Genomic DNA, 22632 nt, shown 5'->3' with positions numbered 1-22632 from the left:
ATTTTGAGAATGAATTTGAGTTGCGCGCTTAGGAACGAATACGCGGCAGAACGGTTAAAACAGGCACTTTAGTGATGAGTTCTAACTCATCTTGGCGACGAATGGTGGTATCAAACAATTCAAATATAATGGCAAGGCCAGAACCTAAAAATACGCCTGCAAAACAACCCGCAAGAACAAATACCCACACAGGTAGGTTGGCTGTAGTGGCTGGGGTATATGGGATATCAATAATTTTCACTCGCTTGTTTTGCTCGAAGATACCTAATGAGCCAGTTAATTGAGCCATTTCGTAACGCACCATCAACTGATCATAAAGTTGGCGTTTTATATCGGCTTCACGCTGTAAGGTTTGCAGTTGCTTGGCATCATCCCCGAAGCTGTAAGCTTGTTGCTCCAGTTGGACAATCATGGTTCGCAAACTTCGAGTCTCTTCAGTAAGGGCTTCATATCGCCCACGTCTAGTCTGGAGGTTTTGCAACTGGGTAATCAGCAGGGGCTGGACCTCACCTTTTTCCGCACCGGGAAGACGACTGGCCATCTCCCATAATTGATCGCTGCCCATCAGTTTTCTCTCTTGTTGAAGCATTTGATGGCGTTCTGCTTCTAAACGCTCCAGTTCGCGCTTTTTGGCTTGCACAGCACTGTGTGAATCCGTGTAGTGAGCTTGCAGTAAAGTAAGTTCGCTGCGTATCGCAATAATCTGCTCTTCAATTTTACCCACCACAGGGTCAGTTTTAGAAAGCTGCTGATCCAAAGAACCCAAACTCTTTTCAACCCCTGCCAGCTCCGCTTCTTTTTCAGAGAGGCTTTGTTTTAAGCTTGCCAACTGATTCAGCACTTGGGTTTGTAGCTCAGGTGCCGAAGAGATGTGTTTATTTCTAAATTGAGCGAGGGCGCTTTCGGCAAGTTCCAGTTCTTGTTTGCGCTGATCAATATGAATGGTTAAGAAATCAATGGAATCACGAATGGATGAACGTTCTGGCGCGAGTAACTGCTCAATGAATTGATTGCTGACGGCTTGCAGAGTCTCTTTCATTCCTTGGGGCTTATTTGCTGAAAGTTCTATTTTGATGAAATCCTTACCCAACTGCGAGATAGAGATATTGTTGGATAAGCTGCGAATCACACTCTCGGCATCGCGTTTCGACATCTCAGGGGTGATTAAGCCGCGGCTTTCTGCGACTGATTTTAAGACGTGACGACTTTTGAGTAAGGTGGTTAGCGCATTCATACGGTCGTTGAGCATGGCCGAAACGGCCAAATCTTCCAAAAAAGGGTTCATCTTGGCCGTTTCTTGAATCAGCATGCTGGTGTGAGCTTGATAACGCGGAGGCGCCAAGCTGCCAATAATCCCACCAATGATGGGTAAAATGAGTAGGGGAATGGCGATGACGTAGCGTTGTCGCCATGCAGCACCTAACAGAACCATCAGACGAAACTTGAGATCGTTCATAGCTGCTCCAGCAGGTCGGATAACCACACACTCCGCGAATGCCAACTGTCTTGCGTGACACGCTGAGGAGAAGACGGGCTTAATGAACGATAGCGTGATAATGCCGTGATCATCTGTTGCGCATTGGATACCAAATGGAGCTGGTCCTGATAGCGTAATGCCGCTGGGTACGGGCTCGACAAAATAGGTTTACCTATCGCGAGATATTCCATCAATTTAAGCGGGCTGCAAGCGCGAATTTGTTCATTAAGCTTAAATGGTAATAGACTAATATCCCAATGTTGGCAATAGCTTGGTAGCTGATGGTGTGGACGACTCCCCAACAAATAGACGTTTTCTCTTAGAACTAGGGCTTCTTTTTCCAGCTTATTAGGGCCGATAAACACAAAATTCCAATCGGGTAAGGCGGCGGTTACATGATTGAGCATCTTGCAATCTAACCATTCAGAAAGGCTACCGTAGAATCCGGCAATTGGCCGACCATTATCGGGTAAATCATGGGCACGTTCTGCTGGCGTGGTAAAGAGTTTGAGGTCGACACCATGCGGTAGAAAATGGGTTTTCTGAGCAGGAAACTTCTGCTGCAATTCTTGGCTGGCAGCCAAGATTAATTGTGCATGGTTGACCAGACGATCTTCATGCTGGGCGACTGTGTCGTGATCGACGCCTTCTAAAGCTGCAAAATCATCACCGCAATAATACACCACCGCGGATTCGCCCAATTCGCCACATAAATCCGCAGCTGTGGGTAGTGAACTCCATAAAATAGGCCGGTTAAGTTGTGCTCGGCGCAGAATGGGTTTCAGTTGAGTCAGCATTGCGGTTTTGGCCAGCGCTCTTGCCCATGGTGAGCGAGGAGCGGGAATGGTTCGCAAATTGACGACCTGTATTTGCGCGGGCAGAGTAACTTGAGTGGAATAGGTTTGGCGAGTTTGACCGCGCAGTTTTTGCCACACTCGAGCCATATCTCGCCAATTCAATTTAGGCTGGCGAAGGCCAATCGAATTGATCCAAAGGACTTTTCGCTCGCGAGAGAGTTGCAGAATTAGATGCTGAGTACTGGAAGGCAAACCGCCAAAATCCTCACCAAAAACAATCAAATCACGCATGGCTTTCCCCTAGTTTTAAGCTTTTTACGACTCTAGCAGGGCTACCAGTGGCCAACACAAACGCAGGAAGATCATGAGTGACCACACTGCCTGCCGCTACAATGGTGCCTTCACCAATGGTGACGTTACGCATCACGCACACATTGGTTCCTAACCACACATCACGTTTAAGATGTATCAGGCCAATCTGATCATCGGTTTCTGCTTCGCCGCGAGCTCTGGCTTCTGGATCGACTGGGTGACCGGGGTAACCACACAAAAATGCTCGACCTGCAATGCGTACATTGTCTTCCAAGATCACTTGTGTGCCGACCGCGATGGTGGTTTGCCAGCCAATCCCTACATTATTTCCGATGATTAATGTAGGGTTGAGGCTTTGGCTACGGCCAGAAAAAGTGGTTTGCCCTGAAATGCGGCAACCATGGCCAATGTGCAGTTCTAACGGGCCTGAAATGTAGGGTGTGCCACCATAAAGCCAGAGTTTATTGCCACATTTTTTGGCTCGGGCACGAAAGGTTGGGGTGTACACCAAAGTTCGCATTACACTGCTCAGCAGATTGTGTAGGGTAAGATAAACCACACGGATCAGAAAATTGATAAAAGAAGGAAAACGCAGCTCGCAACTTCTGATTTGTTTGAGCGTACGAAAGAGCGTTTGCATGCGTGGGTCTGGGTGCTGTTTGAGCCACTGTTTAGTCTGCGCCGTTTTTGCAATCCACATAATCTACCCCTTTTATTGGTTGAGTAGATCTTTTACTTCAAAAGTTGTGCCTGATTTTTAATAAAAGGAAATCAATGGGTTGTCATTTTGTCTGTCGAATTGGAAGCCTTATTCTCAATTTGAGAATGGTTTTGCGTAATGTGTGCAACGGCCACCGTTAACGCCGCCAAAATGTAAATAGGCCAGTTAAAACCTTGGGTCAGGAAGGTTCCAGACACAATCGTACCGACTAACGCAGCAAAGATTGCGTGGGCGTTGGCAAAAACAAACAGTGGTGCGGAAGGCGTCAGCAAACTGATGGTGTGTTGTGCCGTTTTGAGCAAAGAGATGATAAAAACAATAAACAGGATGAGCCCCAAAAAGCCGGTTTCCGCTAATACCCCAAACCAAGTACTGTGCACGGCGTGATTGAGTCCATCCCAGTGCGAGCTGTAGAAATAGTAGTTATAGTAAAAGTTATCGAGTCCGACTCCAAAAAAGGGGTGACCTAACGCCATACGAAAAGCGGCCTGCCATGCGTAAAACCGACCCATCGCTGAAGCATCGATCCCTTCTTCTACATTACCGCCAGAGGCACGATCAGAAATGCCTGCCACGCTATACAGTAGCAAAGCGCCGATACCGCCTATGGCGATCAACAGTGTTTTGTTTTTGATCAGACGTAACGCAAAAAGGGCAAATACGGCGAGTGAACCAAGTAATCCGCCGCGACTTTGTGTTGCAATCACGGCGGCCATCAGCATGACAGTCACAATGATACCCAGCAGCCTTAACACGAATGGCATGCCTCGGGTGGTGACTAAAGCAACGGAAAACGCGAGCGGAAACATCAATACCAGTGACAGATCATTGGGATCGCCCAGCATAGAACCGAGTTCCCGCCCAACCGTGACACGGCTACCTTCAACTAACCCAATACCGTTGATTGAATTACTCAGCGCCGCAAACGCGACGATGGCACCGGAGAACACAATAGTCAGCATCACTTTCTTGAGATTGGCGGCGCTGTTCACCAGCCAGACAATCGCCAAAGACATCACCATGATTTTCCAGTAAATATTCTTAAAATACTCAATCGCGATACCGCGGTTTGAAGCTAAAACAAGACCGATACAGACCACTAACCAGAACAGTGAAAGCCAAGTTAAACAAGGGTGCCAGTAGAGGTTTAAAGTTCGACTAATGAGGCTGTGCCACAGTAATGCCGACAGTGCACCAACCGAAAGTAACAGCGGAATTTTCAGCGAATAAAGCATGGGAATAGCTTCATGCAGACGGAAGAAAGAGAAGGCGACAAACAGTGTTACTAGCCAGAAGGTTTGGTTTAGTACAAACAGTGCACCCAGCGGTAATAACGCGATCACCAAAGGCAGCGCAGGGTTTGGTATGACATACCAAGCTGCACTGAGAAAGATGCACAAGATGATCACGATTATTTTGACATTCATGTCGCCTTCCTAGTCCGGCGAGTTAAGTGGCTTTGAACCCAATCGATTCCCCATTGTTTCATGGAGAAAGGAAAGCTAACCCAACCCAATTTACAGCTTAGCAGTAAACCCAAAATCGGCAGCAGAGTTCCCCAAAATACTAGCCCAATCAGGCTATTGATCTGCATAGCAAGGCCAAAACTGGCAAGCATAAAAGCAAGTTGGGGGATAAAGCGTAGCAGTTGTAGTGGAATAGGTTGTATACGCTGGCTGAAATAGCTGATTGCCAATAAACGCAGGCATTGAGCGAAAGTAATGGCACTGGCGATACCCATCACACCCCATTGACTGAACAACCCACACAATACGATTGCCAACAAGGCACTGAACAAATTGATTGTAAAAAGTAGAGCACTGCGTTTTTGGTAGAGCACCCCGATATTCAGTAGTTCAGCCCACTCTTTGCAAGCTGCGCTGAGTAGAATGATCAGCAATATTTTTTGCGCAGGGAGATAAGTGGCAGGCAGTGCAAATGCGATAAACCATTGCCCCCAAAACGCCATGCACAGAGACAGCAGCAACACATAAGCCATGCCGATTCGAGTATAGCGTGCTACCGCGTCATCGCCTTGCTGTTTGAGCATGGCAAAACGTTTTGGCATCCACCACATGCCAAAAGGTTGAACGAGTAAACACATTGCAAGGGCAAATTTTGCAGCAATAGCGTAGTAACCCAAGGTTTCAAGTGTGGTTGTGCTACTAATGAACCAGCGCTCAGCGCCATTTAAGCCGTAAGCTACCATAGCAGAAAGCATCAGAGGTAAGCTGTAGCGTAATAGCTGAGAGGTGTGCGCTGGGTAAACCAAACGAAAGCGATTAATGAAGGTTAAAGCGGCAAACTGACAAACCCGAGTAAACGTACCTGCGGCAAGCACTCCCCATACGCTAGGTTGTGTCATGAGAACAAACAAAATAAGCGTAATTTGCAATGCGCTACTGCCCACACTGATCAGGAAAAAGAGCTTGGCTTTTTCTTGCATACGTAACCAAGTTAAATGCAGTGACACCGGACCTTCAAACAGCAGTGCCAGCAGCAGTAAAGTTAATTCAAAGCGGCTGAGTGGGATGGCGCTTAACAGCTCAGGGAAAAGCATGAGCAGCCCAAGCCCCAAACCACACACCAGCATTGAAAAAAGCAGCGAAAGTGTGGCGATATGTGATGCTTGATGTTGACGCTGCTCCTCAGACGTTAAATTAGCTGTGAAACGATACAGGCTTTCGTGCATGGAGGCCGTGCTGATGATGCCAAGTAAGGCACCACAAGTGGCAAGTAACTCTAGGCGACCGATCTGCTCCACACTTAAATAACGTGCAATCACGGGCAACATGATCAGAGAAATACCTTTAATCAAGACCAGACTTATCCCGTACAAGGCGAAGTGAGATAAAGCAGAAGGCATGGCTGGGCTCGGGTTACTCATAATCTTGCCTCACAAAAAATGGTTAAGAAGATTGGCGGGAGTGAGAAGGTGCTGCTCCCTGTTGAACACTTTGCGCTATTTGCCAATAACACTCTTCAGCATGATAGTGTTGAGCAATATCTAGAGCTTGATTGCCGAGCCTTTGGGCGAGATGAGGCTCGGTGATGGCGCGGTGCAGTGTTTCGGCCAAGCTGTTGACATCATTGGCAGCGTACTTTAGGCAGTTCAGTTCATGAGTTAGCAGTGAATCCCAATACGCATTATCTTCAGGAATAATCACGCACATTCCCGCCGCTAAGGCTTCCAGTATCGATAATCCAAAAGGCTCTTGCTGGCTGGTGGAAACAAACAGATTGCATTGACTGCGGATGGCATCCAAATCTTGAGGGTCTTCATGCCAATTGACGTGAGGCAGAGACCGCGGAGCGTGACTGGTGGACAGATGTGTTTGCTGCGGTTTGATATAGCAAATGTGGGTGGTTGAAGGAACCCGTTTGACCAGTTGATCAAGGGACTCAAGCAGCAAATCCAAGCCTTTCCATTTGAGTAAGGAAGCCGCCCAAAAAATGCAGGGTGAATGATACTGGCACTGAGTGGGCCACTGCTCGATAGGTAGGCCATTCACAAATTCTTGGCTGTGGCGACTTGCTAAAGTAAATGCAGCGAGGGTTTGGGCATTGTCACTACCGAATGAGAAAGCGTAGTAGTGGCTCAACGCCTTGAGCAAACTTGGTTTACTTGAAGGCAGATAAAACAGCTTATTCGCTTTACTTAAGCAATAACCCGTGGCGCGAGATTGTCCAACCGGGCCGTGTACCAATTGAATCAAGGGGATGCGAGTGACTCGCGCGAATAAGTGCAGCGCCATATCGACCCCAGGGCCAGAACTGGCCAGAAGGAGATGAAAGCGCTGACAGCGTAGGGCAAACCAGCATAGCCAGAGGAAATAAACGCCGTGTTTCAACCAATAACTCAACCCTTGAGTCGCTAACCCCAAATTGCCACAACTAGGGAGTGTGATGAACTCTACACTGTGTTTTGAGTTGAAAGCAGAGTGCTGCCAACTCTCTGGGTGGCGAGTCACGATAGTAAATTGAGCCTGATTGGCCGCCACTTGTTGGAGTGCCATACGGGTTGCGATTTTTGAGCCGCCTTGAAAGGCGATAGGATCAAAAATCAGACAATGAATAGCAGCCATATCAACCCCCTAAAGAAAAGCGTTGAGAAACATAGGTTTTGACCGGACGCCAAGTCGCCCAAAATGAGTCTTTATAGGTTGCAGGGCTTGAGAGGATTTGCTCGTAAAGCGCTTCAATTGCAGTGCGATTTTTTTCAAGCGTATGGGCGAGAAGAATATGAGCGTGAGCTTTCACCGCCATCATCTTGGCATCAATTGGGTTTTTCATCATCCAACGCATGGCTTCATGCATCGCCTTCGTACTCTCTTTAGGGTAGAGCTGGCCGTGAGTTTGGTGGCGTAGGATTTCAGGTATGCCGCCAGTGTCGGGAGCAATAATGGGGAGTTCGGCTAATGCCGCTTCGGCAATCACCAAACCAAATGGTTCTCTTCGTGCGCCACTGATAAATGCATTCGCGCCTTTGAGCCAGCCCATGACATTGTGCTGCTCACCTACAAAATGAATGTGTTGTGAGAGCTTGAGGTAGTCACTCATCTGCTCAAGCGATTTTCGCTCAGGGCCATCTCCGACAATGATTAGATGGGCATTGGGGTGTTCTAACACGAAGAAACGCATCGCTTGTAAAAGGCGATCCATACCTTTGCGTTTGATGAGTGAACCGACAGAGATGAATAAAAAGGCATCATCATCCAATTGTAGTCGTTGGCGAAGATCCATTGCAGGCAATAGCTCAAGTCGCTCAGTATCAATTCCATTATGGATGACATGAATTCGCTCAGCTGGGTAGCCGTCACTCATTAATTTATCGATAATGGCATAGCTGACGGCAATGATGTTCGGAACGCGATGGAGAGCAAGAGTGAGCCGATCACGAGCTGGATAATCAGAATGCAGTTGAGCGAGCCACGGAGTTCCTGTCTCGTTCGCGGCTTTCCCAATCCATTGGCACGGCCCAGCACTGTTGGCATGGATTAGGTCGATCTTGCAATCTTTAATCAAGGTTTTTGCGGTATTAACCAAATTCCACCAGCCGAACAGTTGAAAGCGCGGAGCTTTCCATCCCAGCAAAATCGGAAAAGGGCTAAGCACACTGTGAATCCCCATTTTGCTAATCTCTTCATGCAGCATGGCGTTATTGGTCCACAGGAAAGGTAAAAAGCGGCTGCGATCCAGATTGAGCAAGTGATCGATCAAGCAGCGCTCACTGCCGCGAATCCAGTTATCCCCGTAGTGCACAAACAGGACATTTTTTCTAACTGCCATAGTGCTTTCCTTATGATTCGAAAATGGTTGAAAAGTCGTGTGACGTTGCTAAATAGAGATTTCGTCAATCACAACGAGACTTGGCTACATAACGAGACTTGGCTAGCGCAGTCCAAAATGGAACCTCAAGAGAGGTAAAGCAAAGGGGATGCCAAAAAGAATCATAATTAACTCAATGAAAAATAAGCAGTAATTTTAATGGTTCTTGAAGTTCTCAATATGAGAATCAAATCGGTTTTTGATAATGGGTGAGGAGTTGAGGTATTACCGCGGAAGAAGAGTAATGAGCCAGTACGCTTTCTCGTGCAGCTAAGCGTAGAGTTTGTTGCTTGGTTTGGGGGAGTGTTTGCCAGTGCTGCAGTACATCGCAAAAGGCTTGTTCACTGTCTGCCAGAAAACCATTTAAGCCATGTTGGATCAGCGTGGGTAATTCGCCAATGGGAGAGGCGATCACCAAAATGCCTTGAGCCATGGCTTCCAAGGCTGCCAATGGTAGCCCTTCGGCTCGCGAGCAGAGAATCAGAATACCAATGTTTGGCCATATCGTGTGCATATGAGTTTGATGCCCATGCCAACGGATATTGCTTGGTGATTGAGCAAGCAAATCGGTATAGCAAACGCCATCTCCATACACATCAAACATCATCTCTGGCAGAGATGCGGCGATGGCAATCATGCGGTCGGGACCTTTTTCTGGGCTTAAACGCCCAACAAATGCGATTTGTTCACCATACTTGAACGTGAGCTTATCCGTATCAACAAAGTTATTCAGTCGAGTGGTGTGAAAAGGCACTTTGCGTGCAATATCGTTACTGACAGAAAGCGAGTGATGTGAGAGAAAGGCCGTATAGCGATCACACCAGTCATACAGCTTAACGCGGCCAGTTGGCGTTTCACCGGCGTGATAGGTGGTGAACTGACGTATGGGCAAACCAGAACGTTTGACCGCTAATCGACTGAGTAAGCTCGCCTTATAGCCGTGAGCATGCACAAGATGAGGTTGGTAGTGACGAAGCGCTGCGAGTAATGCTTGGTTGAGTGAGCGCTGAGGTGCAGCGTCAGCCAAAATACAAAATGGAATGTCGGTTTCGCTGAGTTTTTGCAGCAAAGGTGTATCGCTTTGATAACGCCGAAGGATCACCACCACGACGGACTGTTGATGCAACTGCAATCCTTGAGCTAATTGCAGAACATGGCTCTCTATGCCGCCAAACACGCGGCTGTCGATCAACAGCCAAAGGTGATGTTCGAGCGCAACACAAGGCGGCAAGGAGTTAAGAGTGGCTAGCTTCATCCTGTTCCCACGCCAATTTTTTACGGTAAACCGTGGAGGGGCTCAGTTCGAGCAGCACGGCAGCATTGATGACATTACCATCGCAAAAATCAATGGCTTGCTGAATCGCCTCTCTCTCTACCTGCCACATAGGGCGAATGACCACAGGATTATTATGAGTCGGTGTGCTGCTTTCACGCGGCACACTTTCTGCGGGTGAAGAGATAAATCTCTCGGGTGCGGCCGTTTGAAGTGGCAGCTCATTTTCTGGTTCATGGAATGCGGCGGCTTTATGGACGATAGATTCAGCCGCGACATTATTAACAGGGGTGATAGGGGCCGCAGGAACACTATTTTTAGCGAGTATTTGGTTGGGCAGATGCTCAGGTTTGATGGTTTTTTCGTTATTGAGTACGACGATATTGCGGATCACGTTCTGCAATTGGCGCACGTTGCCCGGCCATGAATAGCTTTTGAGGATTTTTTGCGCATCACGGCTAATCTCGGTGAAGCGTTTTTTATCTTGTTTGGCATACTGGGTTAAAAAGTGGTTGGCCAGAACCACAATGTCAGTGCTTCTTTCGCGTAATGGAGGCATCTCGATAGGGATGACATGGACACGGTAGTAAAGATCCTCACGAAAACGTCCCGCTTGCACTTCTTCTAATGGCTGGCGATTGGTTGCGGCGATAATGCGCACATCCACTTTTTGCTCTTTATCAGAGCCGAGTGGAGTAAAGGTGCCTGTTTGCAGGAAACGCAGCAGTTTCTTTTGCATCTCCAACTCCATTTCACACAGCTCATCCAGAAACAGAGTACCACCGTCCGCTTGAGAGGCTGCACCTTTGCGATCTTTGGTTGCGCCAGTGAATGCTCCGCGGGTGTGCCCGAAAATCTCACTTTCTAATAAATCTCGGGGAATCGCTCCGCAGTTCAGGGCAACAAAGGTTTTTTCACGGCGTTGGCTTTGGTTGTGAATGGCTTGCGCGCACACTTCTTTACCCGTACCGCTTTCACCAATAATAAATACGCTTGCGTTGGTAGGGGCGACGGATTCAATCATGTTGTAGACGGATTGCATGGGCAGCGAAGCACCAATAAAGCCGTGGAACTTTTCACGCTCTAAGCGGTGTTCGAAATTCTCGACGAGGGAAGCGAGTTTGGAGCGTTGAAGATGAAGATTGATCGAGGTTTTTAAGCGCTCGGCTTTGATCGGTTTTTCGAGGAAATCTTCCGCCCCTTTCTGGAGTAAATTGACCGCAATATCGACTGAGCCATGGGCGGTAGCGATGATCACTGTCGTTGGGATTTCGTGCTGATTAATCCAGTCGAGGATCTCCTCGCCAGACATGTCAGGCAGTTTCAAATCGAGAATAATCAACTCAGGCGGCGTTCTTTGTAAAAATTGAATGGCATCGCGCCCAGTTTCTACATGAAAGAGATCAAAAGGTTCATCTTTAACATACTGCTTATATAAAATGGCTAACGAGGTGGAATCTTCCACTAACAGCACTTTAGATTTCATCTCTTATCCTTAGTTTTTATTTACCTTTCTCATTGGCATTCATAGCAGGCCAGCATCTGTACAACTGCATTTCAGAAAATAGGGCGCTTATTTTTCGCTATCAGACCACTATGGTGTTTGAGGATTGATATGCAAGATGTCTCTATTGGTATAGTACAGATTCTCAAATTGCGAAAGTGCTACTTAAACCTCAAATCCCAGTTCTAAACGTTCTTGGCTGGCAATGAGCGACCAGTACGCGATGCGAACCAATTTCGGATACAGAGCAATTGCCTCATTCCATTGCTGTTTTTGGCAATGGCGCTCCATTTCACGAGTACAGCGCGATAAATGGCGGTTACCCAATGCAAGAGAAGCACTGCCGAGAGTATGCAGCTCAAACTCTAAGGCAGCGTGATCGGTGAGTTGTATGGCTTTTTCTATGTGCTGCAAGCGTATTTGGCTCTCTTCAATATAGCTAGTCAGCAGCATGGGCATTATGCTGATGTCGGTATCGTGGATCACTTCTTGGATGATGGTTTCATCAATCCATTCTGCAGCATCGAGATCATGGATAGGGTCGTACATGGGGAGTCCTCTAGCAAACCGTTATGGAAATCAGGTGTAATTTGAGAGAATATCGTTACCGAGTACGCTGCGAATCCAACGTTCTCGCCACTGCTTAGGGATAAAAGAGAGTCGATTGATCTCTCGAATCAGCTCTAAACGCAGAGGTGGCTGGTCACGGGCATTTAAAATGGTGCCCAGTAGGGAGATCTGTTCTGAACCCAGTAACTCAATCGCTTTTTGCACTTGTTGAGTGGTGGTTGTGCCGCTCATCACCACCAGAACGGTTTTGTCACAAGCGCTCGCTACGCTTTGAGCGGGGATATTGTTTTTGTTTAAATTGAGGATAGGAGAAGTATCAATAATGATCCGTTCATACTGGTTCAGCCATTGCTGAACCGCTCGTGACAGGGTATTGGGATCTTTATAACTGAGCTGCAGTGACCTTTCGCGCGGTATGCTCAACCCAGTAAAAAGCTGGTGGGTTTCTCGGTTTTCAACCCATTGCCGCCCATCGGGTGCGTTGAGCATTTCTACCTCTTTAAATGCGGGTTTAAACATATTGAGGTCAACTAACAAGGCATCGTGTCCTGCCAGCAGGTAACGCTCGGTCAGCGCACTGGCGATCGACGTGACTCCTTCACCGGACTGGCATGAAGTAATGCACAGTGATCGGCAGTCGGCTAACTCTGCGGCAAGGTAAATTTGCTCAATTTCGGCGTGTGTGGCGGGAATCATGCTACAGCGCTCCTATCAGTAGGATAGTGGTGGTGATGCGTAAAATATCATCAATACTTTCGCGAGCTTTCTCCAATAGGCTTTCACTGCGATCTGGAATGTAAATGGTGTCTCCCGCGCGTAATACTGGCAGGGCATAAAGGTTCGCAGTTTTGCTAAATTGAATCAGGTCGAAGGTACGTGCCTGCCCCTGACAGCAAGACATATTCACTATGGAAATTTTTTCAAGATAGGCCGATTGGCTCGGGCCACCCGCTTCGGCCAAAATATCGAGAATCGTCATGGTGTCACTGAACACGTAACGACCCGGTTTATTGATTGCGCCTAGCACTCTCACTGTGGATTCTTTGGTGTTGTCGAGCCAGTTCCGGTTCTTTTCAGGGATGTAAATTGTGTCTCCGGTTTTGATGTCGGGCAGCAAGTTCTCATCTCCCGTTTCAAAATATAAGGCGAGGTTGATCTTACTCACTCTGGCGTAAGACTTGTCTCGATGGGTCACGCGCAAGTTGTGCAGATCCGCATCCTTGGTTGGGCCATCTGCGGCTGAAAGAATGTCCAGAAAATGCATATCGTTGTTGAAACGATAGCGACCTGGAGCATTGACTTGCCCCAACACATAGATGGAAGCATCCGATGCTTGGCGAACCCATTGTGATTTGTTATCTGAAGGGTCTTGAGGAAGATCGTGTATGCGAATGATGGTGCCTGCTTGAATGTGAGGCAGTTGGCTACGCGGCGCACCGTTTTGAATGAAAGCATCCAAATCAAACACCTGCATTTGTTGGCCATCAATCGCAATCTTAATGCGAGTGGTGTCCGCTCTCAAAGTCGGCCCACCGACATGAGCAAGCAGATCCATCAGATTCATTTCATCTGACCACTCAATGCGCCCCGGCCTAACCACTTCACCAATCACATTAACTGCTTGGTCCGGTGCCACTTTTAGCCACGACTTTTCATTCATATCGGTTTTTTCCGGTACAAAAATCGCGTCACCGGATTGAATGGCGGGCGGTGCTGTGCTGGTGAGTCCTTCTGTGAAAGCGGTTAAATCGAAACGGGTTACTTGGCCATTGGCTTTGATGACTCGAATTCTTCGAGCTTCGGCAAAACGGGTTGGGCCACCTGCATTGGCTAAAATATCCATAAAGGTTGCGCCCGGTTTGCCTTCAAAAGCGCCCGGTCTGGCGACTTCTCCCATCACATACACCATATTGGCTCCCGCCTTAATTTCTTCCTCCTGTTTTGGGACAAACACGGTCGTTCCTGGAGAGAGGATCGGGAGTAAAGATTCATTACCCGAATCAAGGTATTGCTTAAGGTTGAACAGTTTAGGGTTGTTATCGCTAATCACACGGATCTGCTCAACCGCCGCATAACGTGTCACACCGCCTGAACGCATCAAAACATCCACCAAGTTCGTGTTGGCTTGATAGGAGAAGGAGCCGGGAGCATTCACTTCACCGAAGACTTTGATGGCCATTTTGGAATCCGCACTGTCCCCCGCATTGGCCAGTTTAGCTGCATCAAATTCCTGTTCGATATTGCCAACGATCGGTGAAGCTGGCACAAAAAGTACATCAGTGGATTCGAGCTGGGGGAGAATGCTTTCATCGCCGCTTTCGAGAAAAGCTTTGTAGTTGAAAACGATTTTTTCGTCTTTACGTTTGAGTTGAAGCTTATCAAGTTGCCCCCCTTGGCGAGCACCACCTGCGGCATGCAACGCCATTTGAATATCCGCGTTACTCGATAATGTATATTCACCGGGAGAGGCGACATAGCCTTGCACTGAAATCAGCAATTGCTGCTCGGCAATAAACACTTGGAGCGTGCTGATGTCGCGAAACACTCGGCTCAAAGCGTCAGAAACCGCTCGCTGAAGTTGGATTTCATCGTAGCCTGCCACATAAAGTGGGCCGACTTCCGGGAGCGTAATTCGCCCCCGTTTATCAACCTGAAATCCGTTATTGAATGAAGGTTCACCGGGCAGGTCAACTTGTACTAAATCACCAATTCTTACGGTTTCTTCCGCGAAGCTAAGGCCACTCAGCAGCAGAGCGCAGCACAGCAGCAGAGCTTTAAAACTATTCTTGCTCATAGAGCTTCCCTCCTTGTTTAGAGAGGTTTGGACTATCTGCCGTAATAATTTCAATGCTGACGCGTCGGTTGGTTAATTTCACTCCCGTTGTTTCGCCGACGTACAAAGGGAGCGACTCACCCAGGGAATGGGTGGTGATTCGCTCTGGCGCAAGGCCGAAAATCGTCAAGTAGCGTTTCACTTGTTCTGCTCGTCCCATGGCCAATTTTTCATTGAATTCCACGTTGCCGGATGAATCAGCATGGCCTGTTACCGAAAGTGTTAAGTCCTGGTGAGCTTTCAGTTTGTCGGCTGCGATGGCTAAATTGCCCATGTATTTCGGGTTGATCTCGGTAGAGTTAATCGCAAATTGATTATCCACATTGAGCCGCCGATTTAACTCTTCAATCAGCGAGAGAGAATTCACAAACGACTGTTCATTTTGAGGTGGAACGCAGCGTGTTTGTGAAGTGACATAATCAAGTTGCTGTTCTAACTGATTCAAGCGTTTACGCTGAATAACCAGATCATTCGCGGCATCCAGCAGCAAGCCGCCATCAAGCTGCCGAGCGATCCGATTTTGCTTTTCTAAAGCCTGTACAACAGCCGCAGGAAAACACCATTTAGCGCCTTCGCGGATCAGGCTCCCCAAATGTAATTTGCTTAGTTGCCAGTCAAAACGTAGCCCATGTTCAGGGCCGAGCGGTTCATCCGGCATCACGGGGGCGAACTCCCCATTCATGTAAGCTTCTGCGATTCCACCGCGGCCTTCTTCTGGGTACGAGGTGCACCCAGCGGTACCAAGTAAGGTGAACAAACCAATACTGACGATAGCTAACTTCATGCTCACCTCCTCAGGTGGGCTAATAAGTGCGAGAATTCACGGGAATGGCCTGGCCGATACGGAGCAGTTTAATAATTTCAAGCGGCTGACCAGTGGCGTTCTCAATGCGCATTTTTCGTTCAGATTCAACGAGTCGCTTATAAAGATAGACCAAAGCACCAACACCTGACGAATCTAAAAAGGTGACATTGCGAAAGTCCAACTCAACTTCTTGGTGAACATCTTTCCAGATCACATCATCAATTATAGGCTGAAGAAAACGGCTACCTTCCGCATCTAGATTGCCCTCTATAAGAAGTGTGACTTGGATATCGCTATCAATAATGGTTCTGAGTTCCATGGGTGTCTCCTTACTGTTTACCAATCTTTTGATGCGTTCATGAATCTGTCAGCATCTTTGGGTTGCATGTAGGTAATAGAGCAGTAAGTGTGCCAATTTAATTATGATTAGATATCAATGGATTACGTTTTATTTTATGTGCTGACTTTTCAGTTTAAAGAGCATTGTCATTTTGGAAATCATTTTGAGACAAGGTTATTGCTGGGCAATTTTCGTGATAATCATGCGGTGATCTGAACCTAAAGAGGGAAGAACCCCTTGTCGGCTGCAAAGAGAAAATTGCGCTGACTTAAGCCACAAATGATCAATGCTGATCATGGTAAAAGCTGGGGTAGGGTAATGAGTTGACCATTCTGGCCATGAAGCCACAGGCCGAGTTTCAAAGCTTTCAAAATGGCTTCTAAAACGTGTATTCATACTTGAGAGGTTGAAATCCCCTAACACTATGGTGTTTGCCATCTCGCTTTCGTTTGCCAGTGTTTTTACATGAGTAAGCATGGCATTACGCTCTTCCCAAAGCGTCGAATTTCTTGGAGAAGGTAAGTGGGTGGCAATCAAACGCAAGGAGGTTTGAGGGGTAATTTGCCAATCGCCCTGTAGGATTTTATTTTTCTCTGTAAAAGGTTTGACAGAAAAATGAAGGATGACTTCTTTGCTGAGAATAAACTGGCTTGAGGGCACTTTTGCATGGGTTTTACCACCGTAAATGTACGGGTAGATGTCGTCCAAAGTGCTGAGCTTATCTTCAAGCGCGGGAGCCACTTCCTGCAGTACCACTAAATCGGCTTGCTCTTGCAGTAAAAGGTTGAGCAGTCGGTTGTAGTCGGTATTTTCGTAGAGCGCATTAAACTGAATGATTTTCAGCGAAGAGGAACAATGCGCTGCACTCTGATCTTGTGAAACCTCGCCCTTTTTTTGAGTTTGCAGTACTACTTCACTTTTACTATTTGGTATGAACCAGATCAGAGCCAATGCACACAGTGTGCTACCAACAAATAAGACTCGGTAGCTCATTAAAAGCGCAATTACTATTAAAAGAGCATTAAAAGCCATTAGCCCAATTGGATAGCTAAAAAGATTATCTAACCACCATATGGGCATGGGATAATACAAACTGGTCAACCAAAGTAAGTTTACCCCAATGAGTAAACCACCAAGCCCTTTGTTGAACATGAGAGCGAATCCTTTTTACGGTTGTGTTGGTGTAAATACCTGCTGCAGTGGGGCGGAACCATCATAAAACCATATCTCGGCCAGCAAGCTGGATTGAGAGCGTGGATAACTGAAGCTAAGGGTTGCGACACCAAGAGTTAACGCTGATGAAGCAATCCGGCTTTCATAAATCGCTTGGTCAGTTCCATTGCCACTGGACGTATATTGACTATAGAAGGTAACAAAGGCTCGGTCAGTACGATAGGCGCTAATATCAGCTTTGATCTCAATTTGCGCGACCGGGTTAAAGCTAAATTCAGCGGGCACATTCAATTGTGAAGTCGTTACGCTGCTGTCACTACCAAAATCTTGTTGGGAATAATCATTGCTGGTGTTTGCTGTTGTTGAGGAGAGCTGCGTTATAAAGCTCATCATCACAGGGGTGAAATCCTTGGCGACGATTGCGGCCTCTTCGGAAGTCGGTTGCGTTGGAGAAGTCACGTTAATCGATGCTGTATCACCTGAACCACCGCCATCGCCATCGCCTCCACAACCGTAGAGCAGCAAACATGAAGTGATTAATAGAAATGCGTTTTTCATGGTGTCCTCCTAAGGGTTATAGCAGTATGCGCAGTTGTTGAAGGCGTTGTTGAACCAACTCTGTTTCTGTTGGCCTGCTGATTGGGAATAATTACTGAACTGCGGGTAAGTACGCAATAAATCGCTGCGTTCATAGGGCCATTGCCATTCATCGGTGATCAGTAAGGCCCATGGCAGATTGTTCGCATTTTTGAAAAAACGTTGTTGAGCTGGGTCGCTGGTATCGGCGCCAGCGCCATATAAATTAGCGGCATCAAACTTCTCAGTGGCAGGGTAATCAGCAAGGTGAACTTCCCATTTGCGACCTGGTTGGAAGGTTATCCCTTCGCCATGATAAATACCGGGAGTGGCAAAAATGAAAGGATCATAAGGCATTGCGATCAGTTGACTCACATCACTACCGCGCTCAATAGCAATAACGAGACTAAAGTTAAAGCCAATGTCTTCCATGCATTGATTGTCGGTACGGAAGTAAGTACAAAGCCGTGGGAAGGCGCGCGAAAGATCCTCGGAAATGATGAAGATTGCTTCATTTGAATCCATCTCCAAGCCGCTGCTTGGTTGCAACACATCATTGTGATACTGACGGGTTAAGTTGGTATTAATAGCACTGCGAGAAAGGCCAGATAAGCGAATGGCAAAACCGTTGTGATAACTCGCACCATAAGCTGCAAGGTAGCCATCAATCCGAATCTGTGCGACTTGGCTATCTTGCAGCGTTTCGGTAACTCGGAAACGGATCACCACATCGTTCATGTCATAGTCGGCTAAATGCGGCCAGTTGTCCTCAAAGGCGACCGTAGCGTAAGTGGTTTCACTAGGGAAATAGCGTATCGCGACCCCATTCGCGGAGATGGTAATAAGGTGGTCTTCTACTTCTCCAGATGTTGAACCTCCGTACGAATTCAACCCTTTTTGTTGGCTAAAGCGAAAACGGCTCCAACTTGACCCCATATTCGCTTGTTGGGCGACCGTAAAAATCAGCACATTTTGCCCGCTGTGCAGTAGTTGGTCGGTAAAGACCTGCTCTCCTACATCATCAAAATCGCCATCGCGATTCCAGTCAAACCAAGCAGAAAGATAACCCGAAGTGGAAGCATTCACTGTGATTAATGCTTCCAGACCCGCTTCTAACGCAGTGACAAAGCCAACCCCATCCTCGTCATCAATGCCGGCTTTGTCGTCACTGGCAGGAAAAGGCTGACCTGACTGTTCACCGTCTGGCGCTGAGCCTAACCATGTCATCCCATCCATCTGATGACGCGGGCCATTGGACGCTAATGTGGTACGGTAGCTATCTGGAGCATCACCAAAATCAATGGTTGAGTCTTCATCGATCACAGGAGCATTCGCACAACGCGCACCATCATTTTGGTTTGAGGAAGGGCCGTCAGCAAAGTGCACGGCAGGCACATTGCCTTGCGCGATCAAATCAGGGTTTGAGAGATTAATCCGGAATATCTTTCCATCACTGTTACGTGAGATGTAGTAATAGCCATCCACATCAAAGTAGCCGGCGCCAAAAGTGCCTGTTTGGCCGACGTTACCAATATAACTGCTGACACCCGTATCCGTATCAAACAGATACAAGCCTCCGGTTGAGTTATCGACACCGTATAAGCTGCCATCAGCGGGATGAAAAGCGAAATCGGTGAGTTTGACGGTCGCTGTTGCTGAGATTTGTTCGACGATGAGTACCGCATTCGGGTCACTGTCTAAAGGGCTTAGGTCGATTTTAAATAACCCTTTACCTTGGCGGTAAAGATAAAAAATATGGTTATAAACATCCCCAACAAAGAAGGTGTAGTCTTGCGGCAGTCCAAGGGTATTAAGAGTTTCTACCTGAAAATCAGAGCCTAACCGAACTAATCGCTTGTTGTTGGTATCGTAACCGTAGATATAGCGATCTTGAAAATCAAAGCCTACAGCATTGATGTTTCCGTTTAGCCCTGTGTTGCTTTGCAACAGAGCGGTTTGCCCCGTCACTAAGTTCACACCATAAACCTGTACCGGAGAAGCTTGGAATAAATACGCTTGGCTTGGACAAGTTTCAAAAGGTGCAGCGATAGTTCGAATAGAAACCAATACCAACACGATGAAACACCATAATTTTAAGTGCATACCGTCACCTAGTTTTTTGTGGAAGGTTGATAAGGTAAATCAGCAAAAAACAAGCCAAAATTAAGCTATTGTTTTTAAGTGAATTATTTTTCTTATCTCAATTTGAGAACAAAAATAAAACGCAGGATTGATGATGTGTTGAGAGCAGAATTTTTAGGAAATGGCATCGATTTGGGGTGAGAGGCTTGAGTAAAGTTTTCAAACCTCTTCACCAAAAGGAGGCGGGGTTGTAGTCCCCCATCATAGACAGGATCTTAAGAGCTAAGCGGTTTATTTAGATAGAAAAAAGGCCTCATTTATGATCAGATAATCGTCGCCAAACAAACCACCTACATCAACCGTGAAGTCGATGACGTTTATCCGAGTCTAATCCGAGTCTATTTAAGCGTAACCCTGCCGTAGTCGAATGCAGGTTACCCTGGTTTCCTGTTCTTTACCGCTCTTGAGCATTATGGTGGCTTCTATATTTTCCGCGGAACCAAATCCATGAATCTTAACCTTATTGAAGCGAGAAATGGTTAGGATCGGCATTTATCTAAGCTAAAAGGGAAGAAGCTTAAAGAGATCACTCGAGGTACTAATCGCTCGCAGGTGCTCGACCTTGAAGTTCATCGTGGTAAGCAAGATAAATTAGCCATAATTTCTTAGCCACAAGCCATGACAAATTCTGAAAATCAGGTAAAGTATCGGCCTTTGTGAGCAATCTCGCCTATCACCTTCGATAGGCCATCAAATAGCATTAAAATAGGAAGAAAGATGATTTTCGTTGTCGGTCATAAAAACCCAGATAGTGATAGCATTTGTGGTGCATTAGTTGCTGCTGAATTACTTAAAGCACGTGGTTTAGAAGCAACGCCTGTTCGTCAGGGTGAAATTAACCGTGAAACTCAACACATTCTTGCAACAGCCGGTGTTGATCAACCTGAACTTCGCACTAGCGTCGCGGGCGAAAAAGTATGGCTTGTGGACTATACCGATCTTGCGCAAGCACCTGATGACATCAACCAAGCGGAAATTCTCGGTATTGTTGACCATCATCGCCTAGGCGACGTAATGACAGTGAATCCGCTAGAAGCGTGGATTTGGCCAGTCGGCTGTACCTGTACTATCTTGTTCAACCTATTCAAGATGGAAAATGCGCCAATCACACGTCCTTTAGCCATATTGATGATGTCTGCGATTTTGTCTGACACGGTCGGTTTTGCGTCTCCAACGTGCACACCAAAAGATAAAGAAGCTGTGCTGGCACTGGCTGAAATTGCTGAGGTTGAAGACCTTGATGCCTTTATTAAAGCGCTTTTGATTGCGAAAACAGACATTGAAGGTTTATCTGCCGCTCAACTTGTTGAGAAAGATTTGAAAGCTTACCCATTCAACGGCCGTGATGTGGTGGTTGGTCAAGTGGAATTGGCAACGCTTGAACAAGTCGATGGCATGATTGACGCCATTCAAGCAGACCTAGTTCGTCGCTGCGAAGAGGAAGGCCTTGCGTTTGCTGCCGTGATGTTGACCGACATTACCACCGCGCAGACTCGTCTTCTATACACCGGTGAATGGGCTGAAAAACTGACTAAACACGAACAAGATGGCATGTTGATGATGGAAAACACCTTAAGTCGTAAGAAGCAAGGTTGGCCTTGGCTACAAGCTGAATTAGCTTAATCCTTTTTATCATCTTATTGTTTAAGATTCTAAATTTAACGCCTGCAGTGCTACACTGTAGGCGTTTTTATATTCCCCAACTTTCGCATGGAGCCGGGCTATGGCAGACGCATTAACCACAGAACAGATAGAAACAATCAATCGCTATAATGAAGAAGAACGTTTTAAATACTGCATTAAAGCCATTGTTGCAAACCGTGAAGTTTGGATACTAAAAGATGAACACGGTTGTGTCATGCTCAACACAGAAGAAGATGATTGCGTTCCTGTGTGGCCTAACCAAGAGTTTGCCAAGGCATGGGCAACAGGCGAGTGGCAAGCGTGTGAAGCGGAAGCGATCTCTTTGAACAAATGGCATAGCCGTTGGACTTCGGGCCTAGAAGAAGATGAATTGTCGGTGGTGGTGTTCCCCAATGAGAATGAAGAAGGCGTTGTGTTATTTCCCGACGAGTTTGATTTTGAATTGAAAAAGCAAGCCAGTAAAACACGCTAACTAAAAGAGCTTCTGACTAGAAGCTCTTTTAATAACACGATTAAATGTTAAATGGCAATATAGTTTGATCAATTTCTAGATCATTTTTGGACAATTTTGAGTTAAGTCGGACGCGTATTTTGTGCTATTTTCGGGTGGAGAACGTCTATTACTTTTAATCTGGCATAAATAAGAAACGAAGTGCCAGACACCAGCTTAAATTGTCCTATTGACTTAGCTTGTTATGTGGCTATTTAGCTAATTTAACCTTTTTAAATTAGAACGTTTTTAAATGAATATTCATGATAGATGTCATCAATATATTTTCTAATTCACTTTTGCCTATGTCTTGTTGGTTTGTTCGGATGATTGATTTAACCGATTTTCTTTAAACAATATTTGCCAAGGAAATAAAGGTAGTATGATCATCAATATCCCTAATGTGGTAAAAAAAGTTTGGCACTTCATTGATACGAAGCAACAGCTAATCCGTTGTACCCGTTCTATATCCACTATCTTATTCCTTACAGTTTATCAAAAATTTCAATCATTTGATTTTCATATCAATAATTAATCTCTGTTCACTCTTAGTGACAATAAAGCCTATAGAGTTAACGGAAAATAAAGGAAAGATAAGTTTGATAATTTTGTTTTTAATTTCATGTTAATAATTAGGTAGGTTTTTT

At 46.4% G+C, this 22632-nt stretch carries 19 protein-coding genes and 1 pseudogene; 3 read left to right on the top strand and 17 right to left on the bottom strand.

Features of this window, described 5'->3' with window-relative positions; translation table 11 throughout:
* Positions 1-28: 28 nt before the first annotated feature.
* From VOR_RS0113180 to VOR_RS0113100, 17 genes are all read right to left on the bottom strand, one after another.
* On the bottom strand, positions 29-1456 hold the full coding sequence (locus VOR_RS0113180) for a GumC family protein (RefSeq protein WP_010320168.1): 1428 nt from the start codon (positions 1454-1456) through the stop codon (positions 29-31).
* Positions 1453-2565 (bottom strand): glycosyltransferase, encoded by a 1113-nt coding sequence (locus VOR_RS0113175; protein ID WP_010320167.1) that lies wholly within the window; start codon positions 2563-2565, stop codon positions 1453-1455. The genes VOR_RS0113180 and VOR_RS0113175 overlap by 4 nt, the downstream gene beginning before the upstream one ends.
* A complete protein-coding gene (locus VOR_RS0113170; protein WP_010320166.1) occupies positions 2558-3286 on the bottom strand; it encodes an acyltransferase in 729 nt (242 codons plus the stop codon). The genes VOR_RS0113175 and VOR_RS0113170 overlap by 8 nt, the downstream gene beginning before the upstream one ends.
* 71 nt (positions 3287-3357) lie before the next feature.
* The gene (locus tag VOR_RS0113165; protein ID WP_010320165.1) at positions 3358-4734 is read right to left on the bottom strand and encodes an O-antigen ligase family protein; all 1377 of its coding nucleotides are present in this window, start codon (positions 4732-4734) and stop codon (positions 3358-3360) included.
* Entirely contained in the window at positions 4731-6194 is a 1464-nt protein-coding gene (locus VOR_RS0113160) for a lipopolysaccharide biosynthesis protein (RefSeq protein ID WP_010320164.1), read from the bottom strand. The genes VOR_RS0113165 and VOR_RS0113160 overlap by 4 nt, the downstream gene beginning before the upstream one ends.
* A gap of 22 nt (positions 6195-6216) precedes the next feature.
* Positions 6217-7392, bottom strand: coding sequence for a glycosyltransferase family 4 protein (locus VOR_RS0113155; protein ID WP_010320163.1), 1176 nt, complete (start codon positions 7390-7392; stop codon positions 6217-6219).
* 1 nt (position 7393) lies between these two features.
* Complete coding sequence (locus tag VOR_RS0113150) at positions 7394-8596, bottom strand: glycosyltransferase (RefSeq protein ID WP_010320162.1); 1203 nt, start codon at positions 8594-8596, stop codon at positions 7394-7396.
* A gap of 226 nt (positions 8597-8822) precedes the next feature.
* Positions 8823-9890, bottom strand: coding sequence for a glycosyltransferase family 4 protein (locus tag VOR_RS0113145; protein WP_010320161.1), 1068 nt, complete (start codon positions 9888-9890; stop codon positions 8823-8825).
* Positions 9871-11394 (bottom strand): sigma-54-dependent transcriptional regulator, encoded by a 1524-nt coding sequence (locus VOR_RS0113140; RefSeq protein WP_010320160.1) that lies wholly within the window; start codon positions 11392-11394, stop codon positions 9871-9873. The genes VOR_RS0113145 and VOR_RS0113140 overlap by 20 nt, the downstream gene beginning before the upstream one ends.
* A 183-nt stretch (positions 11395-11577) precedes the next feature.
* Positions 11578-11961, bottom strand: a complete 384-nt coding sequence (locus VOR_RS0113135) for an Hpt domain-containing protein (protein WP_010320159.1) — start codon at positions 11959-11961, stop codon at positions 11578-11580.
* A 30-nt stretch (positions 11962-11991) separates the two neighbouring features.
* Positions 11992-12678: an AAA family ATPase gene (locus VOR_RS0113130; protein ID WP_010320158.1), complete on the bottom strand. Its 687-nt coding sequence runs from the start codon at positions 12676-12678 to the stop codon at positions 11992-11994.
* A gap of 1 nt (position 12679) precedes the next feature.
* Entirely contained in the window at positions 12680-14776 is a 2097-nt protein-coding gene (locus VOR_RS0113125; RefSeq protein WP_010320157.1) for an SLBB domain-containing protein, read from the bottom strand.
* The gene (locus VOR_RS0113120) at positions 14763-15599 is read right to left on the bottom strand and encodes an OmpA family protein (protein WP_010320156.1); all 837 of its coding nucleotides are present in this window, start codon (positions 15597-15599) and stop codon (positions 14763-14765) included. Before VOR_RS0113120 ends, VOR_RS0113125 begins: the two co-directional genes overlap by 14 nt.
* 19 nt (positions 15600-15618) lie before the next feature.
* Entirely contained in the window at positions 15619-15939 is a 321-nt protein-coding gene (locus tag VOR_RS0113115) for an STAS domain-containing protein (protein WP_010320155.1), read from the bottom strand.
* A gap of 195 nt (positions 15940-16134) precedes the next feature.
* Positions 16135-17112, bottom strand: coding sequence for an endonuclease/exonuclease/phosphatase family protein (locus tag VOR_RS0113110; protein WP_010320154.1), 978 nt, complete (start codon positions 17110-17112; stop codon positions 16135-16137).
* Between the two features lie 15 nt (positions 17113-17127).
* Complete coding sequence (locus VOR_RS0113105) at positions 17128-17691, bottom strand: hypothetical protein (protein ID WP_010320153.1); 564 nt, start codon at positions 17689-17691, stop codon at positions 17128-17130.
* 9 nt (positions 17692-17700) lie between these two features.
* Positions 17701-19812, bottom strand: coding sequence for an LruC domain-containing protein (locus VOR_RS0113100; RefSeq protein ID WP_010320152.1), 2112 nt, complete (start codon positions 19810-19812; stop codon positions 17701-17703).
* Positions 19813-20214: 402 nt separating this feature from the next.
* Here VOR_RS0113100 and VOR_RS19280 point away from each other — a divergent pair.
* From VOR_RS19280 to VOR_RS0113090, 3 genes and pseudogenes are all read left to right on the top strand, one after another.
* Positions 20215-20439, top strand: a pseudogene (locus VOR_RS19280) (IS4 family transposase); the annotation flags it as partial.
* Between the two features lie 129 nt (positions 20440-20568).
* Positions 20569-21474 (top strand): manganese-dependent inorganic pyrophosphatase, encoded by a 906-nt coding sequence (locus VOR_RS0113095; protein ID WP_010320151.1) that lies wholly within the window; start codon positions 20569-20571, stop codon positions 21472-21474.
* A 100-nt stretch (positions 21475-21574) separates the two neighbouring features.
* Positions 21575-21967 (top strand): DUF2750 domain-containing protein, encoded by a 393-nt coding sequence (locus VOR_RS0113090; RefSeq protein WP_010320150.1) that lies wholly within the window; start codon positions 21575-21577, stop codon positions 21965-21967.
* Positions 21968-22632: the final 665 nt, after the last annotated feature.

Origin of the sequence: Vibrio ordalii ATCC 33509 (assembly GCA_000257205.1) — a bacterium.
In the GTDB taxonomy this organism is placed as follows: Bacteria; Pseudomonadota; Gammaproteobacteria; order Enterobacterales; family Vibrionaceae; genus Vibrio; species Vibrio ordalii.
Note: the sequence above shows the minus strand (reverse complement) of the source record. Positions and strands in the feature narration are given on the sequence as shown.

Coding starts and splice junctions, on each gene's coding strand:
- VOR_RS0113180 (WP_010320168.1), bottom strand. CDS start 1,456: ATGAACGATCTCAAGTTTCGTCTGATGGTTCTGTTAGGTGCTGCATGG.
- VOR_RS0113175 (WP_010320167.1), bottom strand. CDS start 2,565: ATGCGTGATTTGATTGTTTTTGGTGAGGATTTTGGCGGTTTGCCTTCC.
- VOR_RS0113170 (WP_010320166.1), bottom strand. CDS start 3,286: ATGTGGATTGCAAAAACGGCGCAGACTAAACAGTGGCTCAAACAGCAC.
- VOR_RS0113165 (WP_010320165.1), bottom strand. CDS start 4,734: ATGAATGTCAAAATAATCGTGATCATCTTGTGCATCTTTCTCAGTGCA.
- VOR_RS0113160 (WP_010320164.1), bottom strand. CDS start 6,194: ATGAGTAACCCGAGCCCAGCCATGCCTTCTGCTTTATCTCACTTCGCC.
- VOR_RS0113155 (WP_010320163.1), bottom strand. CDS start 7,392: ATGGCTGCTATTCATTGTCTGATTTTTGATCCTATCGCCTTTCAAGGC.
- VOR_RS0113150 (WP_010320162.1), bottom strand. CDS start 8,596: ATGGCAGTTAGAAAAAATGTCCTGTTTGTGCACTACGGGGATAACTGG.
- VOR_RS0113145 (WP_010320161.1), bottom strand. CDS start 9,890: ATGAAGCTAGCCACTCTTAACTCCTTGCCGCCTTGTGTTGCGCTCGAA.
- VOR_RS0113140 (WP_010320160.1), bottom strand. CDS start 11,394: ATGAAATCTAAAGTGCTGTTAGTGGAAGATTCCACCTCGTTAGCCATT.
- VOR_RS0113135 (WP_010320159.1), bottom strand. CDS start 11,961: ATGTACGACCCTATCCATGATCTCGATGCTGCAGAATGGATTGATGAA.
- VOR_RS0113130 (WP_010320158.1), bottom strand. CDS start 12,678: ATGATTCCCGCCACACACGCCGAAATTGAGCAAATTTACCTTGCCGCA.
- VOR_RS0113125 (WP_010320157.1), bottom strand. CDS start 14,776: ATGAGCAAGAATAGTTTTAAAGCTCTGCTGCTGTGCTGCGCTCTGCTG.
- VOR_RS0113120 (WP_010320156.1), bottom strand. CDS start 15,599: ATGAAGTTAGCTATCGTCAGTATTGGTTTGTTCACCTTACTTGGTACC.
- VOR_RS0113115 (WP_010320155.1), bottom strand. CDS start 15,939: ATGGAACTCAGAACCATTATTGATAGCGATATCCAAGTCACACTTCTT.
- VOR_RS0113110 (WP_010320154.1), bottom strand. CDS start 17,112: ATGTTCAACAAAGGGCTTGGTGGTTTACTCATTGGGGTAAACTTACTT.
- VOR_RS0113105 (WP_010320153.1), bottom strand. CDS start 17,691: ATGAAAAACGCATTTCTATTAATCACTTCATGTTTGCTGCTCTACGGT.
- VOR_RS0113100 (WP_010320152.1), bottom strand. CDS start 19,812: ATGCACTTAAAATTATGGTGTTTCATCGTGTTGGTATTGGTTTCTATT.
- VOR_RS0113095 (WP_010320151.1), top strand. CDS start 20,569: ATGATTTTCGTTGTCGGTCATAAAAACCCAGATAGTGATAGCATTTGT.
- VOR_RS0113090 (WP_010320150.1), top strand. CDS start 21,575: ATGGCAGACGCATTAACCACAGAACAGATAGAAACAATCAATCGCTAT.